This is a genomic window from Kaistia sp. SLG-1 (assembly GCF_059699055.1).
Map to the genome: position 1 here is coordinate 2,242,641 of NZ_AP048544.1, position 23,853 is coordinate 2,266,493.

Annotated in this window: 21 protein-coding genes; 13 read left to right on the top strand and 8 right to left on the bottom strand. The window is 67.0% G+C overall.

The window, feature by feature from the left end; translation table 11 throughout:
- The first annotated feature begins 35 nt into the window (after positions 1 to 35).
- The 5 genes from AC6HZP_RS10060 (at position 36) to AC6HZP_RS10080 (ending at position 5,705) form a co-directional block, all read left to right on the top strand.
- Positions 36 to 935, top strand: coding sequence for a LysR family transcriptional regulator (locus tag AC6HZP_RS10060; protein WP_497526444.1), 900 nt, complete (start codon positions 36 to 38; stop codon positions 933 to 935).
- Between the two features lie 146 nt (positions 936 to 1,081).
- On the top strand, positions 1,082 to 2,836 hold the full coding sequence (locus AC6HZP_RS10065) for an alkaline phosphatase (protein WP_497526445.1): 1,755 nt from the start codon (positions 1,082 to 1,084) through the stop codon (positions 2,834 to 2,836).
- Between the two features lie 399 nt (positions 2,837 to 3,235).
- Positions 3,236 to 3,694: a hypothetical protein gene (locus AC6HZP_RS10070; protein ID WP_497526446.1), complete on the top strand. Its 459-nt coding sequence runs from the start codon at positions 3,236 to 3,238 to the stop codon at positions 3,692 to 3,694.
- Positions 3,695 to 3,705: 11 nt separating this feature from the next.
- The gene (locus AC6HZP_RS10075; protein ID WP_497526447.1) at positions 3,706 to 4,392 is read left to right on the top strand and encodes an ABC transporter ATP-binding protein; all 687 of its coding nucleotides are present in this window, start codon (positions 3,706 to 3,708) and stop codon (positions 4,390 to 4,392) included.
- A complete protein-coding gene (locus AC6HZP_RS10080; RefSeq protein WP_497526448.1) occupies positions 4,389 to 5,705 on the top strand; it encodes an ABC transporter permease in 1,317 nt (438 codons plus the stop codon). Before AC6HZP_RS10075 ends, AC6HZP_RS10080 begins: the two co-directional genes overlap by 4 nt.
- On the opposite strand, the gene AC6HZP_RS10085 is transcribed toward AC6HZP_RS10080, so the two are convergent.
- Positions 5,695 to 6,036 (bottom strand): hypothetical protein, encoded by a 342-nt coding sequence (locus tag AC6HZP_RS10085; protein ID WP_497526449.1) that lies wholly within the window; start codon positions 6,034 to 6,036, stop codon positions 5,695 to 5,697. The two genes, AC6HZP_RS10080 and AC6HZP_RS10085, sit on opposite strands and share 11 nt — an antisense overlap.
- Positions 6,037 to 6,348: 312 nt before the next feature.
- Between AC6HZP_RS10085 and AC6HZP_RS10090 the strand changes: the two genes are divergently transcribed.
- The 6 genes from AC6HZP_RS10090 to mltG all read left to right on the top strand — a co-directional run bounded on the left by AC6HZP_RS10090 (position 6,349) and on the right by mltG (position 12,757).
- Entirely contained in the window at positions 6,349 to 7,569 is a 1,221-nt protein-coding gene (locus AC6HZP_RS10090; RefSeq protein ID WP_497526450.1) for an MFS transporter, read from the top strand.
- 281 nt (positions 7,570 to 7,850) lie between these two features.
- The gene (gene fabD / locus AC6HZP_RS10095; protein ID WP_497526451.1) at positions 7,851 to 8,789 is read left to right on the top strand and encodes an ACP S-malonyltransferase; all 939 of its coding nucleotides are present in this window, start codon (positions 7,851 to 7,853) and stop codon (positions 8,787 to 8,789) included.
- Positions 8,790 to 8,824: 35 nt separating this feature from the next.
- Complete coding sequence (gene fabG, locus AC6HZP_RS10100) at positions 8,825 to 9,562, top strand: 3-oxoacyl-[acyl-carrier-protein] reductase (RefSeq protein ID WP_497526452.1); 738 nt, start codon at positions 8,825 to 8,827, stop codon at positions 9,560 to 9,562.
- Positions 9,563 to 9,831: 269 nt separating this feature from the next.
- A complete protein-coding gene (locus AC6HZP_RS10105) occupies positions 9,832 to 10,068 on the top strand; it encodes an acyl carrier protein (RefSeq protein ID WP_104218330.1) in 237 nt (78 codons plus the stop codon).
- 74 nt (positions 10,069 to 10,142) lie between these two features.
- Positions 10,143 to 11,405, top strand: coding sequence for a beta-ketoacyl-ACP synthase II (gene fabF / locus AC6HZP_RS10110; RefSeq protein WP_497526453.1), 1,263 nt, complete (start codon positions 10,143 to 10,145; stop codon positions 11,403 to 11,405).
- Between the two features lie 95 nt (positions 11,406 to 11,500).
- Positions 11,501 to 12,757, top strand: coding sequence for an endolytic transglycosylase MltG (mltG, locus tag AC6HZP_RS10115; RefSeq protein WP_201403440.1), 1,257 nt, complete (start codon positions 11,501 to 11,503; stop codon positions 12,755 to 12,757).
- A gap of 424 nt (positions 12,758 to 13,181) precedes the next feature.
- Here mltG and AC6HZP_RS10120 read toward each other — a convergent pair whose 3' ends face one another.
- Positions 13,182 to 13,589 carry a GFA family protein gene (locus tag AC6HZP_RS10120; RefSeq protein WP_497526454.1) on the bottom strand — a complete coding sequence of 136 codons (408 nt, stop codon included), beginning with the start codon at positions 13,587 to 13,589 and terminating at the stop codon, positions 13,182 to 13,184.
- 177 nt (positions 13,590 to 13,766) lie between these two features.
- On the bottom strand, positions 13,767 to 15,407 hold the full coding sequence (locus AC6HZP_RS10125) for an FMN-binding glutamate synthase family protein (protein WP_497526455.1): 1,641 nt from the start codon (positions 15,405 to 15,407) through the stop codon (positions 13,767 to 13,769).
- A 211-nt stretch (positions 15,408 to 15,618) separates the two neighbouring features.
- On the opposite strand from AC6HZP_RS10125, the gene AC6HZP_RS10130 reads away from it, so the two are divergent.
- Both AC6HZP_RS10130 and gmk read left to right on the top strand, forming a co-directional pair.
- The gene (locus tag AC6HZP_RS10130; protein WP_497526456.1) at positions 15,619 to 16,506 is read left to right on the top strand and encodes a YicC/YloC family endoribonuclease; all 888 of its coding nucleotides are present in this window, start codon (positions 15,619 to 15,621) and stop codon (positions 16,504 to 16,506) included.
- A 10-nt stretch (positions 16,507 to 16,516) separates the two neighbouring features.
- The gene (gene gmk / locus AC6HZP_RS10135) at positions 16,517 to 17,161 is read left to right on the top strand and encodes a guanylate kinase (protein WP_201403444.1); all 645 of its coding nucleotides are present in this window, start codon (positions 16,517 to 16,519) and stop codon (positions 17,159 to 17,161) included.
- A 146-nt stretch (positions 17,162 to 17,307) separates the two neighbouring features.
- Here gmk and rsmA read toward each other — a convergent pair whose 3' ends face one another.
- From rsmA to AC6HZP_RS10160, 5 genes are all read right to left on the bottom strand, one after another.
- Positions 17,308 to 18,141, bottom strand: coding sequence for a 16S rRNA (adenine(1518)-N(6)/adenine(1519)-N(6))-dimethyltransferase RsmA (gene rsmA / locus AC6HZP_RS10140; protein WP_497526457.1), 834 nt, complete (start codon positions 18,139 to 18,141; stop codon positions 17,308 to 17,310).
- The gene (gene pdxA / locus AC6HZP_RS10145) at positions 18,138 to 19,184 is read right to left on the bottom strand and encodes a 4-hydroxythreonine-4-phosphate dehydrogenase PdxA (protein WP_497526776.1); all 1,047 of its coding nucleotides are present in this window, start codon (positions 19,182 to 19,184) and stop codon (positions 18,138 to 18,140) included. Before pdxA ends, rsmA begins: the two co-directional genes overlap by 4 nt.
- A 6-nt stretch (positions 19,185 to 19,190) precedes the next feature.
- Complete coding sequence (locus tag AC6HZP_RS10150) at positions 19,191 to 20,120, bottom strand: SurA N-terminal domain-containing protein (protein ID WP_201403446.1); 930 nt, start codon at positions 20,118 to 20,120, stop codon at positions 19,191 to 19,193.
- Between the two features lie 127 nt (positions 20,121 to 20,247).
- Positions 20,248 to 22,629 (bottom strand): LPS-assembly protein LptD, encoded by a 2,382-nt coding sequence (locus AC6HZP_RS10155; protein ID WP_497526458.1) that lies wholly within the window; start codon positions 22,627 to 22,629, stop codon positions 20,248 to 20,250.
- A 44-nt stretch (positions 22,630 to 22,673) separates the two neighbouring features.
- Positions 22,674 to 23,852, bottom strand: a complete 1,179-nt coding sequence (locus AC6HZP_RS10160) for an LptF/LptG family permease (protein WP_201403448.1) — start codon at positions 23,850 to 23,852, stop codon at positions 22,674 to 22,676.
- Position 23,853: the final 1 nt, after the last annotated feature.

Here is a 23,853-nt window from a genome sequence, read left to right on the forward strand (position 1 = left end):
GTACAATCGGCACGGGCTGTGCGGGAATTCGAACAATGACGGTGGATCTGAGCGACCTGAATGCCTTCGCGGCGGTGGCCCGGGCGAAGGGGTTTCGCGAAGGCGCGCGCGCAAGCGGCAGCAGCGCCTCGTCGCTGAGCCAGGCGGTGCGCCGGCTGGAGGCGGAACTCGGCGTCCGGCTGCTCAACCGCACGACCCGCAGCGTGGTGCTGACCGAGGCGGGCAGGGGGCTGATGGAGCGGCTCGCGCCGGCGCTCGCCGAGGTCGAGGCGGCACTCGACATCGTCAACGGGTTTCGCGACCGGCCGGCCGGCGTGCTGCGCCTCAACGTGCCGATCAGCGCGATCCGCCTCGTGCTCGGCCGCATCGTGCCGCCCTTTCTCGCCGCTTATCCGGAGATCCGGCTCGACGTGACCGCCGAGGACAGTTTCGTCGACGTGCTCGCCGCCGGGTGCGATGCCGGCATCCGCTATGACGAGCGGCTTGAGCAGGACATGATCGCGGTGCCGATCGGGCCGCGCGTGCAGCGCTTCGCCACCGTCGCGGCGCCCGCCTATCTGGCTCGCCACGGCCGGCCGGAGCATCCGCGCGACCTGCTCGGCCATGCCTGCATCCGCAGCCGCTTTCCGAGCGGCTCGATGCCGGCCTGGGAATTCGAGCGCGACGGCGAGATCATCCGGGTCGATCCTACCGGGCCGCTGATCGTCCAGGCGGGCGCCGCCGGCGACCTCGCGGTCGATTCCGCGATCGCCGGCACCGGCATCCTGCATCTCTTCGAGGACTGGCTGCGGCCGCAGCTCGACAGCGGCGCTTTGGTGCCGCTGCTGGAGCCCTGGTGGCAGACCTTCTCCGGACCGTTCCTCTATTATCCCGGACGCCGCCTCGTGCCCGCGCCGCTCCGGGCCTTCGTCGATTTCATCCGCGCGTCGGCGTAGCCGCCCCGGCATCGGCGTCCCGGCGATCCACGACCCCTTTCCACACCGCTCCGGTTTCATCGGCAGGTTTCATATGGGTGTCATGCGCAACTCTTAAGGCCCGGACGTTGGCCGCTGCGCGGTCCCCCATCTTAAAGAGGCTCCCGATGCGCAAATTGCTGTTCACCCTTGCCGCGACGACCATGCTCGCCGGCACGGCACAGGCGACCACTGTCTATCCGCTCGACCGCGCCACGATTCTGGCCGGCTCGCCGTTCGACTTCAAGGTCGAGTTCAACGAGAACGTGAAGCCCGAGGACATCAAGGTCACGGTCAATGGCCAGGACTACAAGGCGGTGTTCGGCGCCGAGGCGACCTTCACCGAATCCGAGACCGGCAAGAACGACAAGAAGCTCGGCTCGGCGCTGATGCTGCGCAAGCTCGTGCTCGCCACGCCCGGCACCTACACGGTCGAGGCTTCGGCCGGCGCCGAGAAGAAGTCGGTGACCTGGGACGTGTACGGCACCGCCGAGCAGCCCAAGGCCAAGAACGTCATCTTCCTGCTCGGCGACGGCCTCTCCGTCGCCCACCGCACCGCGGCCCGGATCATGGCCAAGGGCATGACCGAGGGCAAGGCCGACGGCCGCCTCAACATGGACGACCTCGACCGCATGGCCTTCATCGGCACGTCGTCGACCGAAGCCGTCGCCACCGACAGCGCCAACACCATGTCGGCCTACATGACCGGCCACAAGACGGCCGTGAACGCCCTCGGCGTCTATGCCGACCGCACGCCGAACAGCTTCGACGATCCGAAGGTCGAGACGCTGGCCGAGGCGCTGCGCCGCCAGACCAAGAAGTCGATCGGCATCGTCACCACCTCGGAACTGCAGGACGCGACGCCTGCCGCCGTGGTCGCCCACACCCGCAAGCGCGCCGACAAGGCCGAAATCACCGGCATGATGTTCGACATCCAGCCGGAAGTCGCTCTCGGCGGCGGTTCCGCCTACTTCCTCGGCAAGGACACGCCCGGCTCCAAGCGCAAGGACGACAAGGACTACATCAAGCAGTTCCAGGACGCCGGCTACACGCTCGCGACCGATCAGGCGGAGCTCGAGAAGGCCGCCGGCACCAACACCGGCAAGATCCTCGGCCTGTTCCACACCGGCAACATGGATACGCTGCTCGACCGCAAGTTCCTGAAGAAGGGCACCGTTCCGAAGTTCCCGAACCAGCCCGGCCTGGTCGAGATGACGGAAACCGCGCTGGAGCAGCTCTCGAAGAACCCCGAGGGCTTCTTCCTGATGGTCGAGGGCGCGAACATCGACAAGATGTCCCACCCGCTCGACTGGGACCGCGCCGTCGTCGAGACCATCGAGTTCGACAAGGCGGTCGGCGCGGCGCGCGCCTTCGCCGAGAAGAACCCGGACACGCTGATCATCGTCACCGGCGACCACACCCATGGCGTCTCGATCATCGGCACCGTCGATGACGACAAGCCGGGCACCGAGATGCGCGAGAAGGTCGGCACCTATGCCGACGCCGGCTTCCCGAACTACACGCATGAGAACAAGGACGGCTACCCGGACCGGGTGGACGTGTCGCGTCGCCTGTTCCTCGCCGCCAACAACGGCCCGGACCACTACGAGACCTTCCGTCCGAAGCTCGACGGCCCGTTCGTGCCGGCCGTGCAGAACGAGAAGAAGGAATATGTCGCCAACGAAGCCTACAAGGACGTCCCCGGCGCCGTCTTCGTCCAGGGCAACATCCCGAAGGAAGGCGACTCGGGCGTGCATGCGGTCGACGACGTCGTCCTGCAGTCGGCCGGCCCCGGCTCGGAAGGCTTCAAGGGCTACATGGAGCAGAGCGACGTCTACCGCGTGATCGTCGACGCGCTGGCGCTGGCGCCCGCCAAGAAGTGATCCGCCGGCCCCTGGCTGCGATCTGAAACACAGGCTTCGGGCGCCCGCGCCCGAAGCCATCTCCAGTTTGGCTCGGTCCGTGCAGTTCCTTGCCTTCACCTCTCCCTGAGGAGACCTTCGCGCAACACCGCCGTCATCGTGCTGATGGGGTCTTGCCACCCACCGCCGTCATCCCGGCGAAGGCCGGGATCCAGACACACCGGCCGATGGCCGACAGGCTCGGCCAAGCTTTCTTGGCCGGTGTCTATGGGCCCCGGCCTCCGCCGGGGCGACGGAGCCCTGCCGATAGGGTGTGGGTCGTATGGCGACCCAGGTGTTCTGCAAAGATCTCCTCAGGGAGAGGTGAGGGACACAGCTCTTCCGGGCGAAGCCGGTCCTTTCACCAGAAGGAACGATGTCATGACGCTGATACGGATTTCGCGACGCGCGGCGCTGGTTGGCGGCGTTGCGGCGCTGGTGGGGGCGGGAATGCGCCCCGCATTGGCGGCGGTCCCGACGCTTACCTTCGACGAGCTCTATGGCTCCGTCGGCGTGCTCGGCCTCACCTTTTCCGACAAGGTGAAGCAGCTCGCCGGCCAGACCGTCAGCATGCGCGGCTTCATGGCGCCGCCGCTGAAGGCGGAGGCCGCCTTCTTCGTGCTCACCGAAATCCCGATGGCGCTCTGCCCGTTCTGTTCGTCCGATGCCGACTGGCCGGACAACATTCTCGTCGTCTATCTCGGCGAGAAGCAGACCTTCGTGCAGCCGAACGCCGTCATCGAGGTGCGCGGCCAGCTGGAATTCGGATCCTGGACCGATCCGGAAACCGGCTTCGTCAGCCTGCTCAGGCTGCGCGACGCCAGCTTTCGCGCGATCTAGGGGCGCGCGCCATGCTCGGATTGCATCTCGAAGCCCTGGATGTCTCCTTCGCCGGACTGCCGGTTCCCGTCCTCTCGATCCCGCTTCTGCAGATCGCGCCCGGCGAACGGGTCGCCGTCACCGGGCCGTCCGGCTCCGGCAAGAGCACGCTGGTCAATATCGTGACCGGGCTCGAGCGCGCGACCAAGGGTGTCGTGCGCTGGCGCGACACCGATATCGCCCGGCTCTCGGAGGGCGCCCGCGATGCGTGGCGCGCCGGCAATGTCGGCCTCGTCATGCAGGATTTTCACCTCTTTCCCGGCCTCTCGGCGCTGGAAAACGTGCTGCTGCCGGTTCGCCTGCGCGCCCGCGGCGTCGGCCCGCATATCGACCGGGCGCGGGACCTGATGCGCCGCGTCGGGCTCGGCCGGCACGACCAGAAGGTCACCACCATGTCGCGCGGCGAGATGCAGCGCGTCGCCGTCGCCCGCGCCCTGCTGCGCAAGCCCGGCGTGCTCATCGCCGACGAGCCGACGGCGAGCCTCGATGCCGAGAGCGGCGGCGCGGTGGCGGAGCTGCTGCTCGAGCTCTCCCGCGAGGAGGGCACGACGCTCCTCGTCGTCTCGCACGATCCGCGCCTGGTCGAGCGGATGGATCGCCGCATCCGCCTCGCCGCCGGCCGGATCGCCTCCACCGCCGAGGGAGATCTGGCCGCATGATTCGCTTCGTCTTCGCCGATCTCCGCCGCCTCTGGGCGGGATCGCTGGTCGTCATCCTGCTGGTTGCGCTGGCGACCGCGCTCGGCATCGCGGTGACGCTGCAGGAGCGGGCGCTCCGCCTCGGCAGCGCGCGGGCGGCCGACAAGTTCGATCTCGTCATCGGCGCCGCCGGCAGCGAGACGCAGCTGGTCCTCTCCTCGGTCTTCCTGCAGGCAGCACCTCTGCCGCTGCTGCCGGGCAAGATCCTGCACGATCTCGCCGGGGATCCGCGCGTCGGCTGGGCGGCGCCCGTCGGCTTCGGCGATTCCTTCGGCGGGTATCCGATCGTCGGCACCACCACGGTGCTGATCGACGGCGCCGGCGGCGGGCTAGCCGAGGGCCGCGCCTTCGCCGCCAAGCCGGAGGCGGTCGTCGGTTCCAGCGTCGCGCTGGCGCTCGGCCAGGAGGTCAAGCCGATGCACGGCATGGCGGGCGAGGGCGGTCACACCCACACCGAAATCACCTATCGCGTCGTCGGCCGCATGGCGCCGACCGGCACGCCCTGGGATCGCGCCATCCTGGTGCCGATCGAAGCCGTCTGGGGCATCCACGGCATGGGGCCGGGCCACGATCACGATCACGACCATGACGCCGCCGGCCATCAGGAAGAGGGCCACGAGGAGGCGGGTCACGAGGAGGCGGGGCACGACGAGCCTGGTCATGCGCGCGAGGCGGAGCCGGATCACGACCACGATGCGGATAAGCCGGTCGCGCTCGGCGGTCCGTGGAGCGACGCGACGCCCGGCGTCCCCGCCATCCTCGTCAAGCCGAAGACCTTCGCCGACGCCTACAAGCTCCGCGCCCAGTACCGCGCCGCTCCGACGCTGGCCGTGTTCCCGGGCGAGGTGCTGACGGCGCTCTATGCGACGCTGGGTGACGCCAAGGCGGTGCTGACGGCCGTCGCCATCGGCGCGCAGATGCTCGTCGCGGCGGCGATCGCGCTGGTGACGGTGATGCATGTCAGCCAGCGCCGCCGTCAGATCGGCGCGCTCCGGGCGCTGGGTGCGCCCCGGCTGGCGCTGTTCGGCATCGTCTGGACGGAACTGTTCCTGCTCGTCGGCGTCGGCATCCTCGCCGGCTGCGCGCTCGGCTATGGCGCCGCGCAATTCCTGTCGGCCTGGTTCACCCGCGAGAACGGCGTCGTGCTGCCGGTCGAGTTCGCGCGCTCCGATTTCTGGCTCCTCCTTGCGCTGCTTGGCGTCTCGGCCGTGCTGGCGGCGCTGCCGGCCTGGCTCGCCTATCGCCAGCCGCCCGCGGCCGCTCTCAGATCGTGAGGGCGCTGACGACGATGATCATGGCGACGCCGAAGGCCGTGATCAGCAATCCGACCATGAAGCGGTTCTTCGCGCGCTGGTAGACGGGGATCTCGAGCGAGTTGACCTCGAGCATCTCGGCCAGCGCCTTGATCTGCAGCACGATGCCGATCGCGAGCGCGATGGCCGCGACGTAGTCCCACGGCATCCAGGCGGAAGCGTCCGTCGCCCACTGCGCCGTGAAGCCGAGCGAGAAGCCGACGATGATGCCGATCGCGGTCAGCGATCCATTGCGGAAGGCGGCGTCGATTCGCGCCGCCGGCTCGCTCTCCTTGCCTGCTAGCTCTTGCATCGGCGGGTCTCCTCGCGCGCCTCTTCCCCAGCTGCCGGGAGCGGTCAAGCCGCGCTTGAGCCTACCCGATGCGGGATGTTCGATACATGACGTTGCGGAGTCGGCGGGAAAAGGGCTGCGCGGAAAGCCATGCGCAGGATGGGGCCATTCGCGCCCCGTTTGCACCCATCAATTCGCGTGATGCGAGCATCACGTTTTCTACGCTTCACTTTCCAAATTACCGGGGTCATAGTGCAAATCCTCCATACGACCTCCGGAATCCGCCGCCTTCGAGCCCGCCTTCCTCTGGTCTCTCAATCAAGGACTTTGGAAGTGAGCGAAAGCGCGCAAGCCTTGCCCGCGTCGCCGGGGCGCGGCGTCGTCGAACGGACATCCCTCGGCATTCTGGTCGCGATCAGCGTCTCGCACATGCTGAACGACCTCATGCAGTCGGTCATTCCGGCGATCTATCCGATCCTGAAGGACGAGTTCACGCTGAGCTTCGGCCAGATCGGTCTGATCCAGCTGGCCTTCCAGCTGACGGCGTCGATTCTGCAACCGGTGGTCGGCATCTATACGGACAAGCGCCCGCAGCCCTTCTCGCTGGCAGTCGGCATGGGCGTGACGCTCTGCGGCCTGCTGATGATGTCGGTCGCGACCAGCTATCCGATGCTGCTGCTCGCCGTCGCCCTGATCGGCATGGGCTCGTCGATCTTCCATCCCGAGGCGTCGCGCGTCGCCCGCATGGCATCCGGCGGAAGGCACGGCTTCGCGCAGTCGCTGTTCCAGGTCGGCGGCAATTTCGGCTCGGCGATCGGGCCGTTGCTGGCGGCGCTGATCGTGCTGGCGCGGGGGCAGGCGAGCGTCGCCTGGTTCTCGCTCGTCGCGCTCGCCGGCATGATGATCCTGACGCGGGTCGGCTTCTGGTATCGCGATCACCAGCGCGAGCGGGCGAAGGTGGCCGCGCCGCCGGTCGTCCAGACCCTGCCACGCAAGGTTGTCGTCCGGTCGATCCTGATCCTCGCCGTGCTGATCTTCTCGAAGTTCTTCTACATGGCGGCGCTGACCAGCTACTACACCTTCTACCTGATCGAGACCTTCGACGTTTCGGTGAAGGATTCGCAGCTCTACCTGTTCGCCTTCCTGGCGGCGGTGGCGGCGGGAACCATCGCCGGCGGCCCGATCGGCGACCGCTTCGGGCGCAAGTCGGTGATCTGGTTCTCGATCCTCGGCGTGCTGCCCTTCACGCTGCTCCTGCCGCACGTCAACCTGTTCTGGACCTGTGCCTTCTCGATGGTCATCGGCGCGATCCTGGCCTCCGCCTTCCCGGCGATCATCGTCTATGCGCAGGAGCTGGTGCCGGGGAAGGTCGGTCTCGTCTCCGGCCTGTTCTTCGGCTTCGCCTTCGGCATGGGCGGCATCGGCGCCGCGGCGCTCGGCGAGCTGGCGGACTGGACGTCGATCACCTTCGTCTTCCAGATCTGCGCTTTCCTGCCGCTGCTCGGCCTGCTGACGGCGTTCCTGCCGAACATCCGGTCGCCTCGCCGGACCTGAACGGCGGATTTCACGGTGGACAAGCGGGCGCGTGCCGATGCGGTGCGCGCCCGCTCCGTTTGAAGGGCTGAAACATCAGGCCGTCGCAACGTTTCCGGGGAGGACGCCGGTCCTGCGCATCGTCGTCGGAGGCATGAGCCGGCGAAGCGAAACAGCACTGTTTCGGGGCGGTCGCTGCGTGCCTTCCCTAGCGCGAGGCTTGACTTCGCGGCCGTTACAGCGGATTAGCCGCCGCCGAACACGCGATCATCAGCGCTGAAACATTTCGTGCGGAGCCTGCCATGACCATTGCTCTCACCTTTCCCGGCCAGGGAAGCCAGGCCGTCGGCATGGGCAAGTCGCTCGCCGACAATTTCGCCGAGGCCCGGGCCGTCTTCGACGAGGTCGACGCGGCGCTTGGCGAGAAGCTCTCGGCCGTCATGTGGGACGGGCCGATCGAGACGCTGACGCTCACCGCCAACGCCCAGCCCGCCCTGATGGCGGTCAGCCTCGCCGCGCTCCGCGTGCTCGAGGCCCAGGGCTTCGAGGTTTCCAAGGCCGCCTATGTCGCCGGCCATTCGCTCGGCGAATATTCGGCGCTCGCCGCTGCCGGCAGCCTGTCGATCGGCGACGCCGCCCGGCTGCTGCGCATTCGCGGCACCGCCATGCAGGCCGCCGTGCCGGTCGGCGAGGGCGCCATGGCGGCGCTGCTCGGCCTCGATTTCGAGACGGCCAAAGCCGTGGCGGACGAAGCGGCAGAGGGCGAGGTCTGCGAGGCCGCCAACGACAACGGTCCCGGCCAGGTCGTCATTTCCGGCGCCAAGGCCGCCGTCGAGCGCGCGCTCGACATCGCCAAGGCCAAGGGCGCCAAGCGTGCGCTGCTGCTCCCCGTGAGCGCGCCGTTCCATTGCCGCCTGATGCAGCCGGCCGCCGACGTGATGGCGGATGCGCTTTCCAAGGTGACGATCCACGCGCCGGCCGTGCCGCTGGTCGCCAACGTGCTGGCCGCGCCGATCTCCGATCCCACCGAGATCCGCGCCCGTCTCGTCGAGCAGGTCACCGGCATGGTGCGCTGGCGCGAATCGATCGGCTGGCTCGCCGCCAACGGCGTCGACCTTTTTGCCGAGATTGGCGCCGGAAAGGTGCTTTCGGGGCTTGCCAAGCGCATCGCACCCGAGGCACAGACGCTGAATGTCGGCACGTCGGATGACGTCGCCGCCGCCGTCGAGCGGCTGGTTTGAGTGATCCGGAATACGGAAAGCAGAAGGAAGTCGTCATGTTCGATTTGACCGGCAAGCGCGCGCTGGTGACCGGCGCGAGCGGTGGCATCGGCCGGGCGATCGCCCTCGCCCTGCACAAGCAGGGCGCGACCGTCGCGATCTCGGGCACGCGGCGCGATGCGCTCGATGCGCTCGCGACCGAGCTCGGCACCAATGTGCATGTGCTGCCGTGCAATCTCTCGGTCGCCGAGGAAGTCGAGACCCTGATCCCGCGCGCCGAAGAGGCGCTGGGCGAGGTCGACATCCTGATCAACAACGCCGGCATCACCCGCGACATGCTGTTCGCGCGCCTGTCCGACGAGGCCTGGCAGGAAGTTCTCGACGTCAACCTGACGTCCGCCTTCCGCCTGACCCGCGCGGCGCTGCGCGGCATGATGCGCCGCCGCGCCGGCCGCATCATCTCGATGACCTCGATCGTCGCCGTCACCGGAAATGCGGGGCAGGGCAACTACACCGCCTCCAAGGCGGCGCTGATCGCCATGTCGAAGTCGCTGGCCCAGGAAGTCGCCAGCCGCAACGTCACGGTCAACTGCGTCGCGCCCGGTTTCATCGAAACGGCGATGACCGATGCGTTGAACGAAAAGATTCGCGCCGCGCTGCTCGAGCGCGTTCCGGCGAAGCGTCTCGGCTCGGCCGACGACATCGCCGCCGCCGTGGTCTATCTGGCCTCTGACGAGGCGGCCTACGTGACCGGTCAAACCCTTCACGTCAATGGTGGTATGGCTATGATCTAATTGAGGAATTCGCATCTGCGCATTCCTCTGGGAGCGGGTTGTCACGCCCCTTCGCTGCGGCTGGTCAAGGTTCTGAAACTATGTTAGGACCGCGCAATATCACTGCCGCGGCTTCGTCGATTTTGCGGCGAAGCGGGTGTGGATTGACGATCGCCGAAGACTAGTGACGATATCGCGGTGCGTTTTCGGGGGATTGCCGATACGTCCGGGTTTCCAGCGCGCGAGAAGTCGCGGCAATAGTAGACAGAGAACAATCGAGGTTTTGAAACATGAGCGACATCGCTGATCGGGTAAAGAAGATCGTCATCGAGCATCTCGGCGTCGAAGCCGACAAGGTGACCGAGGGCGCGAGCTTCATCGACGATCTCGGCGCTGACAGCCTCGACACGGTCGAGCTGGTCATGGCGTTCGAAGAAGAATTCGGCGTTGAGATCCCCGACGATGCAGCCGAGACGATCCTGACGGTCGGCGACGCAGTGAGCTTCCTGGAGAAGAACGCCGGCTAATCGCCGATGTTCAATCTTTGCAAGCGAGTGAAAAGAACGGCCGGACCCGCATGGGTCCGGATCGGGGGAAGCGTATGAGACGAGTCGTTGTAACCGGCATGGGTATGGTGACGCCGCTCGGTTGCGGCGTCGACGCTAACTGGGCCAACATTCTTGCGAGCAAGAGCGGCGCCCAGAAGGTCACGAGCTTCCAGGTCGATGACCTGCCGGCTCAGATCGCCTGTCTCATTCCGCACGGTGACAAGGCCGACGGCAAGTACAATCCGGACGATTGGATGGAGCCGAAGGACCAGCGCAAGGTCGATGATTTCATCGTCTACGCGATGGCTGCCGCCGATCAGGCCGTGCATGATTCGGGCTGGCTGCCCACCGCCTACGAGGACCAGATCCGCACCGGCGTGCTGATCGGCTCCGGCATCGGCGGCATCCAGGGCATTGTCGAGGCCGGCTTCACGCTGCGCGACAAGGGCCCCCGCCGCATCAGCCCCTTCTTCATCCCCGGCCGCCTGATCAACCTCGCCTCCGGCCAGGTCTCGATCCGCTACGGCTTCAAGGGACCGAATCATTCCGTCGTCACGGCCTGCTCGACCGGATCGCATGCGATCGGCGACGCGGCCCGCCTGATCGCGCTCGACGATGCCGACGTCATGATCGCCGGCGGCACCGAGGGCTCGGTCTCGCGCATCGCGCTGGCCGGCTTCGCCGCCTGCAAGGCGCTGGCGACGAACTTCAACGACCGCCCGGAAGAGGCCTCGCGTCCGTATGACCGCGACCGCGACGGCTTCGTCATGGGCGAGGGCTCGGGCATCGTCGTGCTCGAGGAGCGCGAGCATGCCATTGCCCGCGGCGCCAAGATCTACGGCGAAGTGATCGGCTACGGCATGTCCGGCGACGCCTATCACATCACCGCGCCGTCCGAGGACGGCGACGGCGCCTATCGCTGCATGGTCGCCGCGCTGAAGCGCGCCGGTCTCCAGCCTTCCGACATCGACTATGTCAACGCGCACGGCACGTCGACGATGGCCGACGGCATCGAGCTGAAGGCCGTCGAGCGCGTCGTCGGTGACGCCGCCTCGTCGATCTCGATGTCCTCGACCAAGTCGGCCACGGGCCATCTGCTCGGCGCCGCCGGCGCCGTCGAGGCGATCTATTCGTTGCTCGCCATTCGCGACAACGTCGCGCCGCCGACGATCAATCTCGACAATCCGTCCGTCGAGACGGCGCTCGATCTGGTCCCCAAGGTGGCCCGCAAGCGCAAGATCGACGTCGCGCTCTCGAATTCCTTCGGGTTCGGCGGCACGAATGCGTCGCTGGTCTTCCGTCGTCACGTCGATTGAGAGCGCGGCTTCGCGCTTTCGCCATAATCCTCCATACAGTCGCCTCTCGGCATCCGGGACTTCCCGGGTGTCGGCAGGGTGAAAAGTAGGATGCGATGAACGACACGAATCAACCGGGCGCCAAGGACAATAATGCCGGCGAACCCGGTGACGCCCGGTCGTCCGAATTCGGAAATCGCATCAATCCGCGCAGCCCCGGCGACGCGCTTCGTCCGGAGCGCGTGCCGCCCCCGCCGCCGCGCTCGCAGCAGGCGCGCCACCCCGTCGTCATCATCATGAATTTCGCCATGACCATTCTGGTCGTGGGCGTGCTCGGCACGGTGGGTCTTTTCTTCTTCGGCAAGCTCCGCTTCGAGCAGGCGAGCCATTTCGACCAGCCGCGGACGGTCTCGATCCAGCGCGGCTCTGGCCTGCGCGCGATCGCCGAGGAGCTGCATGAACGCGGCTTGATCTCGTCGAAATGGATCTTCATCGCCGGCGTGCGGGCCTATCGCCTGCAGGACGATTTGAAGTCCGGCGACTATCTGATCGCGCCGCGCTCCAGCATGCGCGAGATCATGAACACGCTGGTCGACGGCAAGGCGATCCTCTACCAGGTCTCCATTCCCGAAGGCCTCACCAGCAAGCAGATCGTCGATCGCCTCAATGCCGATCCGGTCCTGGTCGGCGAGATCAGCGATATCCCGCCTGAGGGAACGCTTCTCCCCGATACCTATCGCTATTCGCGCGGCGACAGCCGCCAGAACATCATCGATCGCATGCTGCGCGAGCGCGACCGGGTGATGACCGCGGTCTGGAACAGCCGCGACAAGAACCTGCCGATCGAGACGCAGGAGGAGCTGATCACGCTCGCTTCGATCGTCGAGAAGGAAACCGGCATCGCCGACGAGCGCAGCCGCGTGGCGGCCGTGTTCATCAACCGGCTCCAGAAGAACATGCGCCTGCAGTCGGATCCGACGGTGATCTACGGCATCTATGGCGGCTCGGGCCTGCCTTCCGGCACGCCGATCCGTCGCTCCGATCTCGACGCCGTCAACGACTACAACACCTACAAGATCGCCGGCCTGCCCAAGGGGCCGATCGCCAATCCGGGCAAGGCCGCGCTCGCCGCCGCCGCCAATCCGTCGCGCACCAAGGATCTCTACTTCGTCGCCGACGGCACCGGTGGTCACGCCTTCGCCGAGAGCTATGCCGAGCACCGCAAGAACGTGGCGCGCTATCGCAAGTGGCTGGCTGAGCAGAAGGCCAAGGGCGACGCCTCGGCGGCCGACCAGAGCGCCGGCCCGGGCGATGCGGAAGACGATGCGGATGCGCCGGTCGACGACGCGCCGAAGCCGGCACCGAAGCCGTAGGGCTGGCCTTCACCTCTCTCTGGGGAGACTATTGCGGAACCCTGAAGGTCACCATGCTGCTCACAGGGCACCGTCGCCCCGGCGAAGGCCGGGGCCCATGAACACCGGCCAGGAAAGCCCGGCCCAGCCTATCGGCCGCAGGCCTGTGCGTCTGGATCCCGGCCTTCGCCGGGATGACGGCGGAGGGGGCACGGTTTGTCTGCGCGATGAGAGCGGTGTTGCCCTTCACCTCTCCCTGAGGGAGAGGTCGGAGCGAAGCTCCGGGTGCGGGTTTAGGGAACTCTCCGGTGAGGCCGTAAACCCTCACCCGCCGGCCTTTGGCCGTCGACCTCTCCCTCAGGGAGAGGTGAAGGAAGGAGACCTTCCCGCAGCCGCTAGTCGTCGCTGAGGGCGGCGGCGCGGCCGGCTCTCCACGGCAAGTGGGTCAGCCGGGCAGGCCGTCGCAGCGGGGGACGTCTTCCAGATGGTCGTCCCATTCGGCGCGGTCGGCGACGAGGATATGCGCGTTCGGCCGGATCTCGATCGCGCTGTCGAGGCTTCCCGCCGGCACGGCCAATAACGCGCCGTTCATCTGCAGGCCCGGAAGCGCCGAGCCGCAATCCGAGCAGAAGCTCCTCTGGTGCCGCGTCGACGGCAGCCGGAAGGTCCGCACCTTGGGCTCGCCCGAGAGCCAGGTGAGCCGCGCCGTCGTCGAGAACAGGTTCGCGGCGTGGGCCGATCCGGTGTCCTTCCGGCAGCGCGAGCAGTGGCACAGGAAGAAGCTCTGGAAGTCGCCGTCAACCTCGAAGCGGACCTCGCCGCAGAGGCACGAGCCGGCATGGCGTTTGCTCATGAAAGGGTTCCTGTCGGAGAGAGGGCGGCCGGCAGGTCTGCCGGCTCGCCATGGAGCCTTGCGCTCACGGAGCAGGGGCGAGATATCCGCCGACGTTCCCCCGTGAACCGGCCGTGACGGCCGGTCCAGGTTTTTGGAGGAAGGACGCACCTTCCGTCAAGGTCAGGTTGTCCCGCCTCAGCTTGCCCGGCGCAGTTCGCCGGTAATGGCAAAGCTTTCGGCCGAGGCGAGCGCCCAGGCCTGGCGATAGAACGGATGCGGGCTGTCGTCGCCGAGCAGCTCGCCCGGCGCCAGATAGGGGAAGAGCTGGGAATAGAGCCGGATCTCGTTGGCGCTGACGCGCCGCGCCAGATGGTGCGGCTTCAGGTCCGACGGGTGTTCGAGCCCTGCCGTCGCCAGCAGCTCGGCCAGCGCATGCAGCGAATTGCGATGGAAGTTCGCCACCCGCTCCGCCTTGTCCGGCACGACGAGGGCGCGCTGGCGCAGCGCGTCCTGCGTCGCGACGCCGGTCGGGCACTTGTTGGTGTGGCAGCTCTGCGACTGGATGCAGCCGATGGCGAACATGAAGCCGCGCGCCGAGTTCACCCAATCGGCGCCGATCGCCAGCACCGACGCGATGTCGAAGGCAGAGACGAGCTTGCCGGCGACGCCGATCCGGATCTTTTGACGCAATCCGGTTCCGACCAGCGTGTTGTGGACGAGCAGCAGCGCCTCGCGCATCGGCACGCCGACATGGTCGGTGAGCTCGACTGGCGCGGCGCCGGTGCCGCCCTCGGCGCCGTCGATGACGATGAAATCAGGCACGATGCCGGTCGTCAGCATCGCCTTGACGATCGCCATGAACTCCCAGGGCTGGCCGATGGCGAGCTTGAAGCCGACGGGCTTGCCGCCGGAGAGCTGGCGGAGCTGCGCCACGAACTGCATCATCTCGGTCGGCGTCGCAAAGGCGGAATGCGAGGCGGGCGAGACGCATTCCATGCCGACGGGAATGCCGCGCGTCTCGGCGATCTCGGGGCTGACCTTGTTGGCCGGCAGGATGCCGCCATGGCCGGGTTTCGCGCCCTGGCTGAGTTTCACCTCGATCATCTTGACCTGGTCGCTGGCGGCCTGGATCGCGAACTTCTCGGGCGAGAAGGTGCCGTCCGGATTGCGGCAGCCGAAATAGCCGGAGGCGATCTGCCAGACGAGGTCGCCGCCATAGCGGCGGTGATAGGGGCTGATCGAGCCTTCGCCTGTATCCTGCGCGAAGCCGCCGAGCTTGGCGCCCCGGTTCAGCGCCATGATGGCGTGGCTGGAAAGGGCGCCGAAGCTCATCGCCGAGACGTTCAGCACCGAGCCGGAATAGGGCTTGGTGCACTGCTCGTTGCCGATGGTAATGCGGAAGCTCTCGGGATCCTGCAGCGGCGCCGGCCGCATCGAATGGCCGATGAACTCGTAGCCGTTGGCATAGGTGTCGAGCAGGGTGCCGAAGGGGCGCTGATCCGGCTCGTTCTTGGCGCGCTGATAGACAAGCGAACGCTCGGCCCGGGAGAAGGGAAGCTTGTCGGAATCGGATTCGAACAGATACTGCCGGAGCTCCGGCCGCACGGATTCGACCAGGAAGCGCATGTGGCCGATCACCGGATAGTTGCGCGTGATCGCATGGCGCTGCTGAACGAGGTCCCAGACGCCCAGCACGCTCAGGGCCGCGAAGATCATCGTCAGCAGGAGGCTCAGCGTCCGGTCCATGGGGATCAGCGGTATGAGTAGCGCGGCCAGGATGCAGAGCGCGAAGGCGCTGTATCGGGAGATGAGGGAAAGCTTCAGAATCGATTGCATGGGTATCCCCGGCAGGCGCGGCGGCCTGGGTCTGGCGGTGGTGGAGCCGAACGGCCCGGTTCGTCCGGATATTAGCCGAGATTCAAGACAGTCTCGGGATTGGATCGACGGATATCCGCCGCCTTGCCCTTGAGCGGCCTTGGCACGCGGATTACTGTCGCCGCTTCACGCGGGCGGGCCAGCCCTGATAGACCAAGGCCGGGGAAACTTCATGGCATTGACGAGCATGACCGGCTTTGCCCGGGCCGCGGGCGCGGGACGGGGCTATCGCTGGACGTGGGAGCTCCGCAGCGTCAACGGCAAGGGGCTCGACATCCGGCTGCGCCTGCCGCCCGGCTTCGACCATCTCGATCAGCCGGTCCGCGAGCGCGTCGGCAAGGCCGCGCAGCGCGGCAGCCTCCAGATCGGCCTCAGCCTGCAGCGCGAGACGAGCGCCTCGGCGCTGCGCGTCAACGAGGCGCTGCTCGAGCAGGTGCTGGATCTCGTCCGCCGGGTCGGCGCGCAGGTCGATGCCGCGCCGCCGACGCTGGATGGCCTGCTGTCGATCCGCGGCGTGCTGGAGACCGTCGAGGCCGAGGACGATCCTGACGCCGCCGCAGCCCTTACCGCCGACCTGCTGGCCGATCTCGATACGGCGCTCGCCGAGCTGGTGACGGCGCGCGACCGCGAGGGCGCCGCGATCGGCGCCATTCTCTCCGCGCGCATGGACGAGATCGAGCGCCTGAAGAACGCCGCCGAGACGGCGCCGGCGCGCACCACCGAGGCGATCAAGAAGCGGCTGGCCGAACAGGTCGCCGCCCTGCTCGAGGCGTCGAATTCGCTCGACCCCGACCGGCTGCACCAGGAAGCCGTTCTGCTGGCGACCAAGGCCGATATCCGCGAGGAGCTCGACCGGCTGACGGCGCATGTCGCCGCCGCCCGGGCGCTGCTCGCCGAGGGCGGCGCCGTCGGCCGCAAGCTCGATTTCCTCGCCCAGGAATTCAATCGCGAAACCAACACGCTCTGCGCCAAGGCGAATGATCGCTCCCTGACGGCGATCGGCCTCGATCTGAAGGCCGCCGTCGACCAGCTGCGCGAGCAGGTCCAGAATCTCGAATAGGAAGTCCCGAATGTCAGTTGCCGGAAATTCACCCTCGCGGCGTGGCCTGATGCTGGTTCTGTCCTCGCCGTCGGGCGCGGGCAAGTCGACCATCGCCCGTCATCTGATGGCGGAGGACAAGGATATCGTCCTCTCCGTGTCGGTGACGACGCGCGCCCGCCGCCCGAGCGAGATCGACGGCGTTCACTACCATTTCATCGACCAGCCGACCTTCAACAAGCTGCGCGATACCGGCGAGCTGCTGGAATGGGCCGAGGTGCACGGCAATTGCTACGGCACGCCGCGCGCGCCGGTCGAGGACTGGCTGACTTCCGGCAAGGACGTGCTGTTCGACATCGACTGGCAGGGCGCCGACCAGGTGGCGAAGGCGATGCCCGAGGATCTCGTGCGCATCTTCGTGCTGCCGCCGTCCATGACCGAGCTGGCATCGCGCCTCGTGCGCCGGGCCGAGGATGCGCCCGACGTCATCGCCAAGCGCCTCGCCAATGCGCGCTCCGAGATCCTGCACTGGCGCGACTACGACTATGTTCTGATCAACAAGGACCTGCAGTCCTCGCTCGAAAAGGCGCAGGCCATCCTCTACGCCGAGCGCATGCGCCGCGCCCGCACGACCTGGCTGGAAGGCTTCGTCGAGGATTTGCTGCAACAGGAGTGAGGTGGGCCTTGGCCCTCTCCCGCTCGCGGGAGAGGGTTGGGTGAGGGGCTTGCTCTAGCTGCCTCGTGACCAACGGAAATCCGATCGGAAGAACCCTCACCCCATCCCTCTCCCGCAAGCGGGCGAGGGGGCTGATGGCGTGTGGTCTATGGCAGCGCGTTGGCCAGACGGACGAAGCCGGCGACGTCGATCTCTTCGGCGCGCGCCGTCTCGACGATACCGGCGGCGGCCAGCAGCGGCAGCGGGTCGGTGCCGAGGCTCTTCAGGCTCTGGCGCAGCATCTTGCGGCGCTGGCCGAAGGCGGCGGCCGTGACGCGCTCCAGCTTGGCGCGCTCGCAGGCGAGGGGCGCCTGACGCGGCACGAGTTCCACGACCGACGACACCACCTTCGGCGGCGGCGTGAATGCCTTGGGCGAGATGTCGAACAGGATGCGCGCCTCGCTGCGCCAGCCGCACATCACGCCGAGCCGGCCATAGGCGTCGTCGGCATTGGTGGCGACGATCCGCTCGGCCACCTCGCGCTGGAACATCAGCGTCATCTTCTCGTAGAAGGGCGGCCAGGGCTCGCTCTGCAGCCAGCCGAGCAGCAGCGGCGTCGCGATGTTGTAGGGCAGGTTGGCGGCGATCCGCACGCGCCCCGTCGCGAGCTTCGACATGTCGACCTGCATCGCGTCGCCTTCGATCACCTCGAGGCGGCCCGGATAGTGGGCGGCGATCTCGGCCAGCGCATCGAGGCAGCGACGGTCGCGCTCGATGGCGACGACCTTCTTGGCGCCCTCGGCGAGCAGCGCCCGGGTCAGGCCGCCGGGGCCGGGGCCGACCTCGATCACCGTGACGTCGGCGAGCGGCCCGGCGGCGCGCGCGATGCGGCCGGTCAGGTTCAAATCGAGCAGGAAGTTCTGGCCGAGCGCCTTCATGGCCTGCAGGCCATGGGTGGCGATGACGTCGCGAAGCGGCGGAAGCCCGTCCTGGGCCGTCACGTAGCGAGCTCGCGCTGGCGGTATTCCGCCTCGTGGCGCGCCAGCTCGTCGGCGAGCCGAAGCGCGGCGGCGAGGCTGGAGATATCCGCCTTGCCGGTGCCGGCGATGTCGAAGGCGGTTCCGTGGTCGGGCGAGGTACGTACGAAGGGCAGGCCGAGCGTGACGTTGACCGTCTCGGAGAAGGCGATCGTCTTGGTCGGGATCAGCGCCTGGTCGTGATACATGCAGAGCGCGACGTCATAGCGGGCGCGCGCCTCGGCATGGAACATCGTGTCGGGAGCGAGCGGTCCGAAGGCGTTGATGCCCTCGTCGCGCAGAGCCGCGACCGCCGGGCGGATGACGGCGTCGTCCTCGGTGCCCATCACGCCGCCTTCGCCGGCATGCGGATTGAGCCCGGCGACGGCGATGCGCGGGTTCGGCATGCCGAAGCGCCGGCGCATGTCGTGGTCGATGGTGCGTCCGGTGCGGATCAGCATCTGCTCCGTCAGCAGCTCGGGAACCGCTGAGATCGGCACATGGATGGTGGCGGGTACCGCGCGCAGCCCGGGTCCAGCGAGCATCATAACCGGATGGGCCGGCGAGCCGCTCCAGGCGGCCGACAGCATGCCGAGGAACTCGGTATGGCCCGGATGCTGGAAGCCGGCGTCGAACAGCGCCTTCTTGTTGATCGGATTGGTGACGAGCGCCGAGGCAAGTCCCGCCCGCACGTCGCCGACGCCGCGCGCGATCGCCTCGATGACGCCGCGCGCCGCCGCCGGATCCGGCCGGCCGGGCGAAGCCTGGGACGCCGATTCGAGCGGCACCACCGGCAGGAACCGGTCGAAGGCGTCGACCGCCTCCGACGCATGGATGGTCTCGATCGGGATGTCTAGGCCGAGCAGGGCGGCGCGGGTGCGGAGCGCTTCCGGATCCGCCAGCACGTAGAAGGCCGGCAGCTTCCGTTCGCGCCGCTCGCGCCAGACGGCGAGCGTCACGTCCGGCCCGATACCGGCCGGCTCTCCCATCGTCAGCGCCAGCGGCCTGAAGGGCTCGAGCTCCGCCATCATGCGTTACTTATAGGAAATCTTGGCGTTCTTGCGGAGCTCGGCGACGAACTCCTTGCCGAGATTCTTGTTCTGCTCGCTGGCGAGCTTCTCTTCGATCTCGGCACGAACGCCGGCGGTGCTGCGGATGTCCTTGGCTTCGCAGACGGCGATGATCTCGACGCCGCGCTCCGTCACTTCCGGCTTCAGCGTGCCGCCGACGGGCGTCGTCTTCAGCGCTTCGCCGGCCGCGCCCTGGACCTGCGTGGTGTCGCGGCGGCCCATGTCGAGCACGACGACGCCCTTCAGCGCCTTGGCCTGGGCCAGGCTGTTGCCGCAGCCGCTGAAGCGGGAGCGGAAGGATTCCGCCTCGCGCTGGCGCTGGCCGACCAGACCGGGCGAGGAGCCCTTCGGCACGACGAAGACGATCTGCTGGAGCTTGAACTCGCGAATCGTCGCCGTCTCGGTCTGGATGCCTTCCTTCTCGATCTGCGCCTGCACGTCGGCTTCGCTGACCTTGGTGCTGCGGGCGCGCGCCTGGATCACCATGGCGCCGGTAATCTGCGCGCGCAGGAAGCGGCGGAGCGAATCGGCCTGCACGCCCTGCGAGCCGAGCGCCTTGACGAACTGCGCCGGCGGCAGCTTGACCTGCTTGGCGATGCCGTTGAAGCGCTCCTCAACCATGGCGTCGGTCGGGCCCATGTTGCGACGCTTCGCGACCTGGTCCAGCAGCGATTCGTCGATCAGCTCCTCCAGCGCCTTCTTGTCACCGGTGGCCTGGTGGAAGAGCGTCATCAGCTTCACGCGCTGCGAAACGTCATAGGACGTGATCGCCTGGTCGTTGACGGTGGCGCGGACCGTCGACTGGGCGAAGGCGCTCGCCGGAACGCCGACGCTGCCGAGGCAGAGACCGATGGCGAGAGCGGGAAGGCAGAGTGACTTCAGGCGAATACGCATGGCGATGGATCCGAATCCTGTCAGATGCGGCGAGTTGCCGGCGTCTCGGCGCACCGAACCGACCTGCCGCCACGACGGCGTGTGTTTCGAACGGGTAGACCCTGCAAATCCGGCGAAAGCATGAAGATCAATTGCTGCTGCTCGACAGTTCGCCGACATTGCTGCGCAGCTTCGTGCCGCCGAGCGTCCGGAGTTCGAGCCGAACCATCAGCTGCTTCGACGTCTGCAGATCCGTGTAGTCGTCGCGGATCTCGCTGTAGGCGATCGAGAAAGTCGTGCACTCGTCGTCATAGGCGATGCCGATGCCGCTGGACGCCAGCTGGGTGTTCTCGATGTCCCAGGCGACCGAACCGAACAAGCGCCACGTCTCCGTCATCTGCCACGAGGCACGCGCGCTGATCGTGTCGGTGCGGGCGTCGTTGCCGATCGCCGGCTGCTCGCGCAAGAACAGGTAGGATGCCGACGCGGTCACGTCGCCGAACTTGCCGGTCGCGGTGACCTCGGCGCGGTTGACGTCGAGATTGGCTTCGTCGAAGCGGCCGCGGGCCGTCAGGAAGTAGCCATAGCCCGTGTCGAGCGTGACGCCGGCGACGACGTCGGAGACGTTGGTCTCGAGGCCGGAGACGGCGCCCGTCGCGGTCAGATCCTCGACGGCGAAGGAGTTGAGACCCGCCACCTGGTAGGACTGGCCGATGACGCCCTGCACCGTGGCGACGGAGCCGACATTGGCGAGGTAGCGGAAGCCCACATTGACGCGGGTGCCGCCTTCGATGCGGTCGTAGCCGGAGAACTTGTCCCAGTCGAACAGGCTCGAATCGTCGAAGACGAGGCTCTGCGCGTCTTCATTCGGCAGCCTGCCGGCCATCGGCTCGTTCGGACGCACGATCATCTGCGCGACCGGCTCGAACAGGAAGCTGGAGGAGAGGCCAGCGGCCATGATCGGCCAGCGCCATTCCATGCCGACGGCAGGCATGCCGCGGAAGAACGAGCCCTGGTCGTTCAGGCCGTTGATGATGTCGTCCTGGTTGGCGTAGATCGCGTCGCCGCGCAGATAGCCGAACGGCTTGAAGACCATGCCCAGCGGGCCGATCATCGTGCGCTGCCACGTCGCCTGGCTGCTCAGGCGATTGTAATTGCCCGACAGGCCCAGGATGTGCGCGTTGCTGTCGAGCACGCCGTTTGTGACGCCCTGCGCGACCGTGATGCCGTTGCCCTGGTCGTTGACGATGTCCGTCTCGTCGCGCGACAGGCTGGTCAGGTTCGACTTGAGCGACAGCTGACCGCCCAGGACCGAGTCGTCGAAGATGTAGCTGTGGTCGATGACCGGATGGACGACGGCCTGGCGGCCCTGGTCGTACTTGATGTCCGAGTCGTTCGTCAGCACCTGGAAATAGAGCGCGCTCGCATTGAAATAGTTACGCTCGCTGATGCCCGTCAGGTGGACGGTCGAGACATTGATGTCGGTGTTGGGCGACAGCAGGCTGTAGTCGCGGCTGAACGTTCGGTCGCTCAGGAACGTCGCGTCCCAGCCGACCGTCCAGTAGCGGTTCAGGTAGAACTCGCCCGCGGTCTTCACGCCGCCGCGCCAGTCCTTGACGCCCGAATTGCGGGTGCCTTCGTCGATGAAGTCGTCCGGGTTCAGCTGGTTGATGCCGGCCATGCGCAACGAATACTGGCCGTACTCCAGCCGATGGCGCCATTCGACGTCCAGCAGGAAGCCCTGATTGGTGTAAACGGCCGGAGCCAGCGTCAGGTCGTAGTTCGGCGCCAGCGCCCAGAAATACGGCGTCTGCAGGAAGGCGCCGAGCGTCTTCTTGTAGCCGGCGGACGGGAACAGGAAGCCGCTCTTGCGCTTGACGGTCGGATCGGGCGCCGAGAAGGCCGGGAAATAGGCGATCGGCATGCCCAGGAATTCAAGCGAGGCGCGCTTGAAATAGACCATGTGCTCGTTGTGATCGACGATGATCCGGGCGGCCTTCACCTGCCAGATCGGCGCCTTCTGGGGCTTCTCGCGGCAGGGTTCGCAGGCGGTGTAGACGCCGCGGTAGAAGGTGGTCGTCTTGCCCTGGTCGCGCAGCGCCTTCTCGGCCGCGAAATGCGTCTGGGTCGGCGTGTCGAGCCGGAGCGCATTGACGAAGCCGGTGGCGAAATCGTCGGTGATGTCGATCGTGTCCGCGGTCACGGTGGCGCCGGTGCGGTCGACGATCTTCACGCGCCCTTCGGCGCGCATCTTCTTGTTCTTCTGGTCGTAGGTGACGCGGTCGGCTTCGAGCGTGTAGCCGTCGTAATAGATCTTGACCCCGCCGACGGCCGAAACCGCCGACTGGTCATAATCATAGACGAGCTGGTCGGACTCGAGCACCATCTGCCCGCTGCCGGACGGCTTGGGCAGCGTGTCGAGACCGAAGCCGAGCGTGCCGGGATTCGATTGCGCCAGCGCCGTGTCGGGGAGGGCGGTTCCGAGGCCGAGCGTCGCCGCGATGACGAAAATGCCGAGCCCACGCGCCAAACGCGCGACGTAACCGTGCCTCGGGAGAGGAGCGGAAACAAACATCATCCGTCCTCCCGATGAAGAAGCACTGTGACACTTAACAAGATGGCGATGGCAGCGGGAGTCCAAGCGGCAATCATCGGTGACACGACGCCGCTCCTCCCCAAACCCCTAGCCAATTCCGTGACCACATAAAGCACGAAGCCTACCGCGACACCAGTCAAAATCACCTGCCCGAGATCGCGCGAACGGGAGAACCGGAGGGACACGGTCGCGGCCACGAAAACCATGGCGAGGAACAGCAGCGGCTGCGCCAGCAGGGATTGGAACTGCATTTCATACGCGTCACTCGGAACAGCCGATTTCTTTGAAATTTCAACAAGTTGAGGCAAAGACCAGAACGACACGGTCTCAGGGTCCGCCAGCCTCTGGCTGACCTGATTTGCATTCAGATCGGTCGGCAGACGAAACTCCGCGACCGGCTCCGGACGGCTGCCTGCCTGCAGGATCGTAGCGTTGCGGAACACCCAGTCGCCGTCCTCGAAATCAGCTGTGGATGCATCGATCCGACGGGCCAGGGAACCGTTCGATTTGAACACGAATGCCGAGGCGTCGACGAGCGAAAGACCGCGGTTGAGGCTCTGCCGCGCGCCGATGATCGAGGAGCCCTCGCGCCCCGTCTGTCGCATCCAGACGGGCCAGTCGGATGATTCGGCCGAGGGGACGACCTCGCCGGCGGATCCCGGCGTCGCCTCCGGCTCCGGTTCGGCCGTCTTGCTCGCTTCGAGCTTCGAGGCCTCGATTCGCGTTCGCTCCTGCGCCAGCTGGTTGCCGAGCAGGATCGATCGCTCCTTCAACTCTGTGGATATCGGATTGAACACGGTGGTCGCGAACACACCGATCATCACGGCGACCAGGCCGGCCGGCAGCAGGAACTGCCAGGCCGAGACGCCGGCCGCGCGCGCCACCACCAGCTCCAGCTGCCGATTCGCCATCACGAAGCTCGCCATCGAGGCGAACAGGATGGTGAAGGGCAGGGCTCGTTCGATGACGTTGGGAACGCGCGCGAGCGAGACGAGGAGATAGAGGAAGGCATCGAAGCCCTCGCGCCGCGCGGCGCGGCGCGCCAGCTCGAGATAGTCGATGAAGGCCATCAGCACGAAGACGACGATGAAGATGATCAGCGCGGTCTTGGCGAAGCGTCGGGCGAAATAGAAGCTGAGCGTCGGATTGCGGAACATG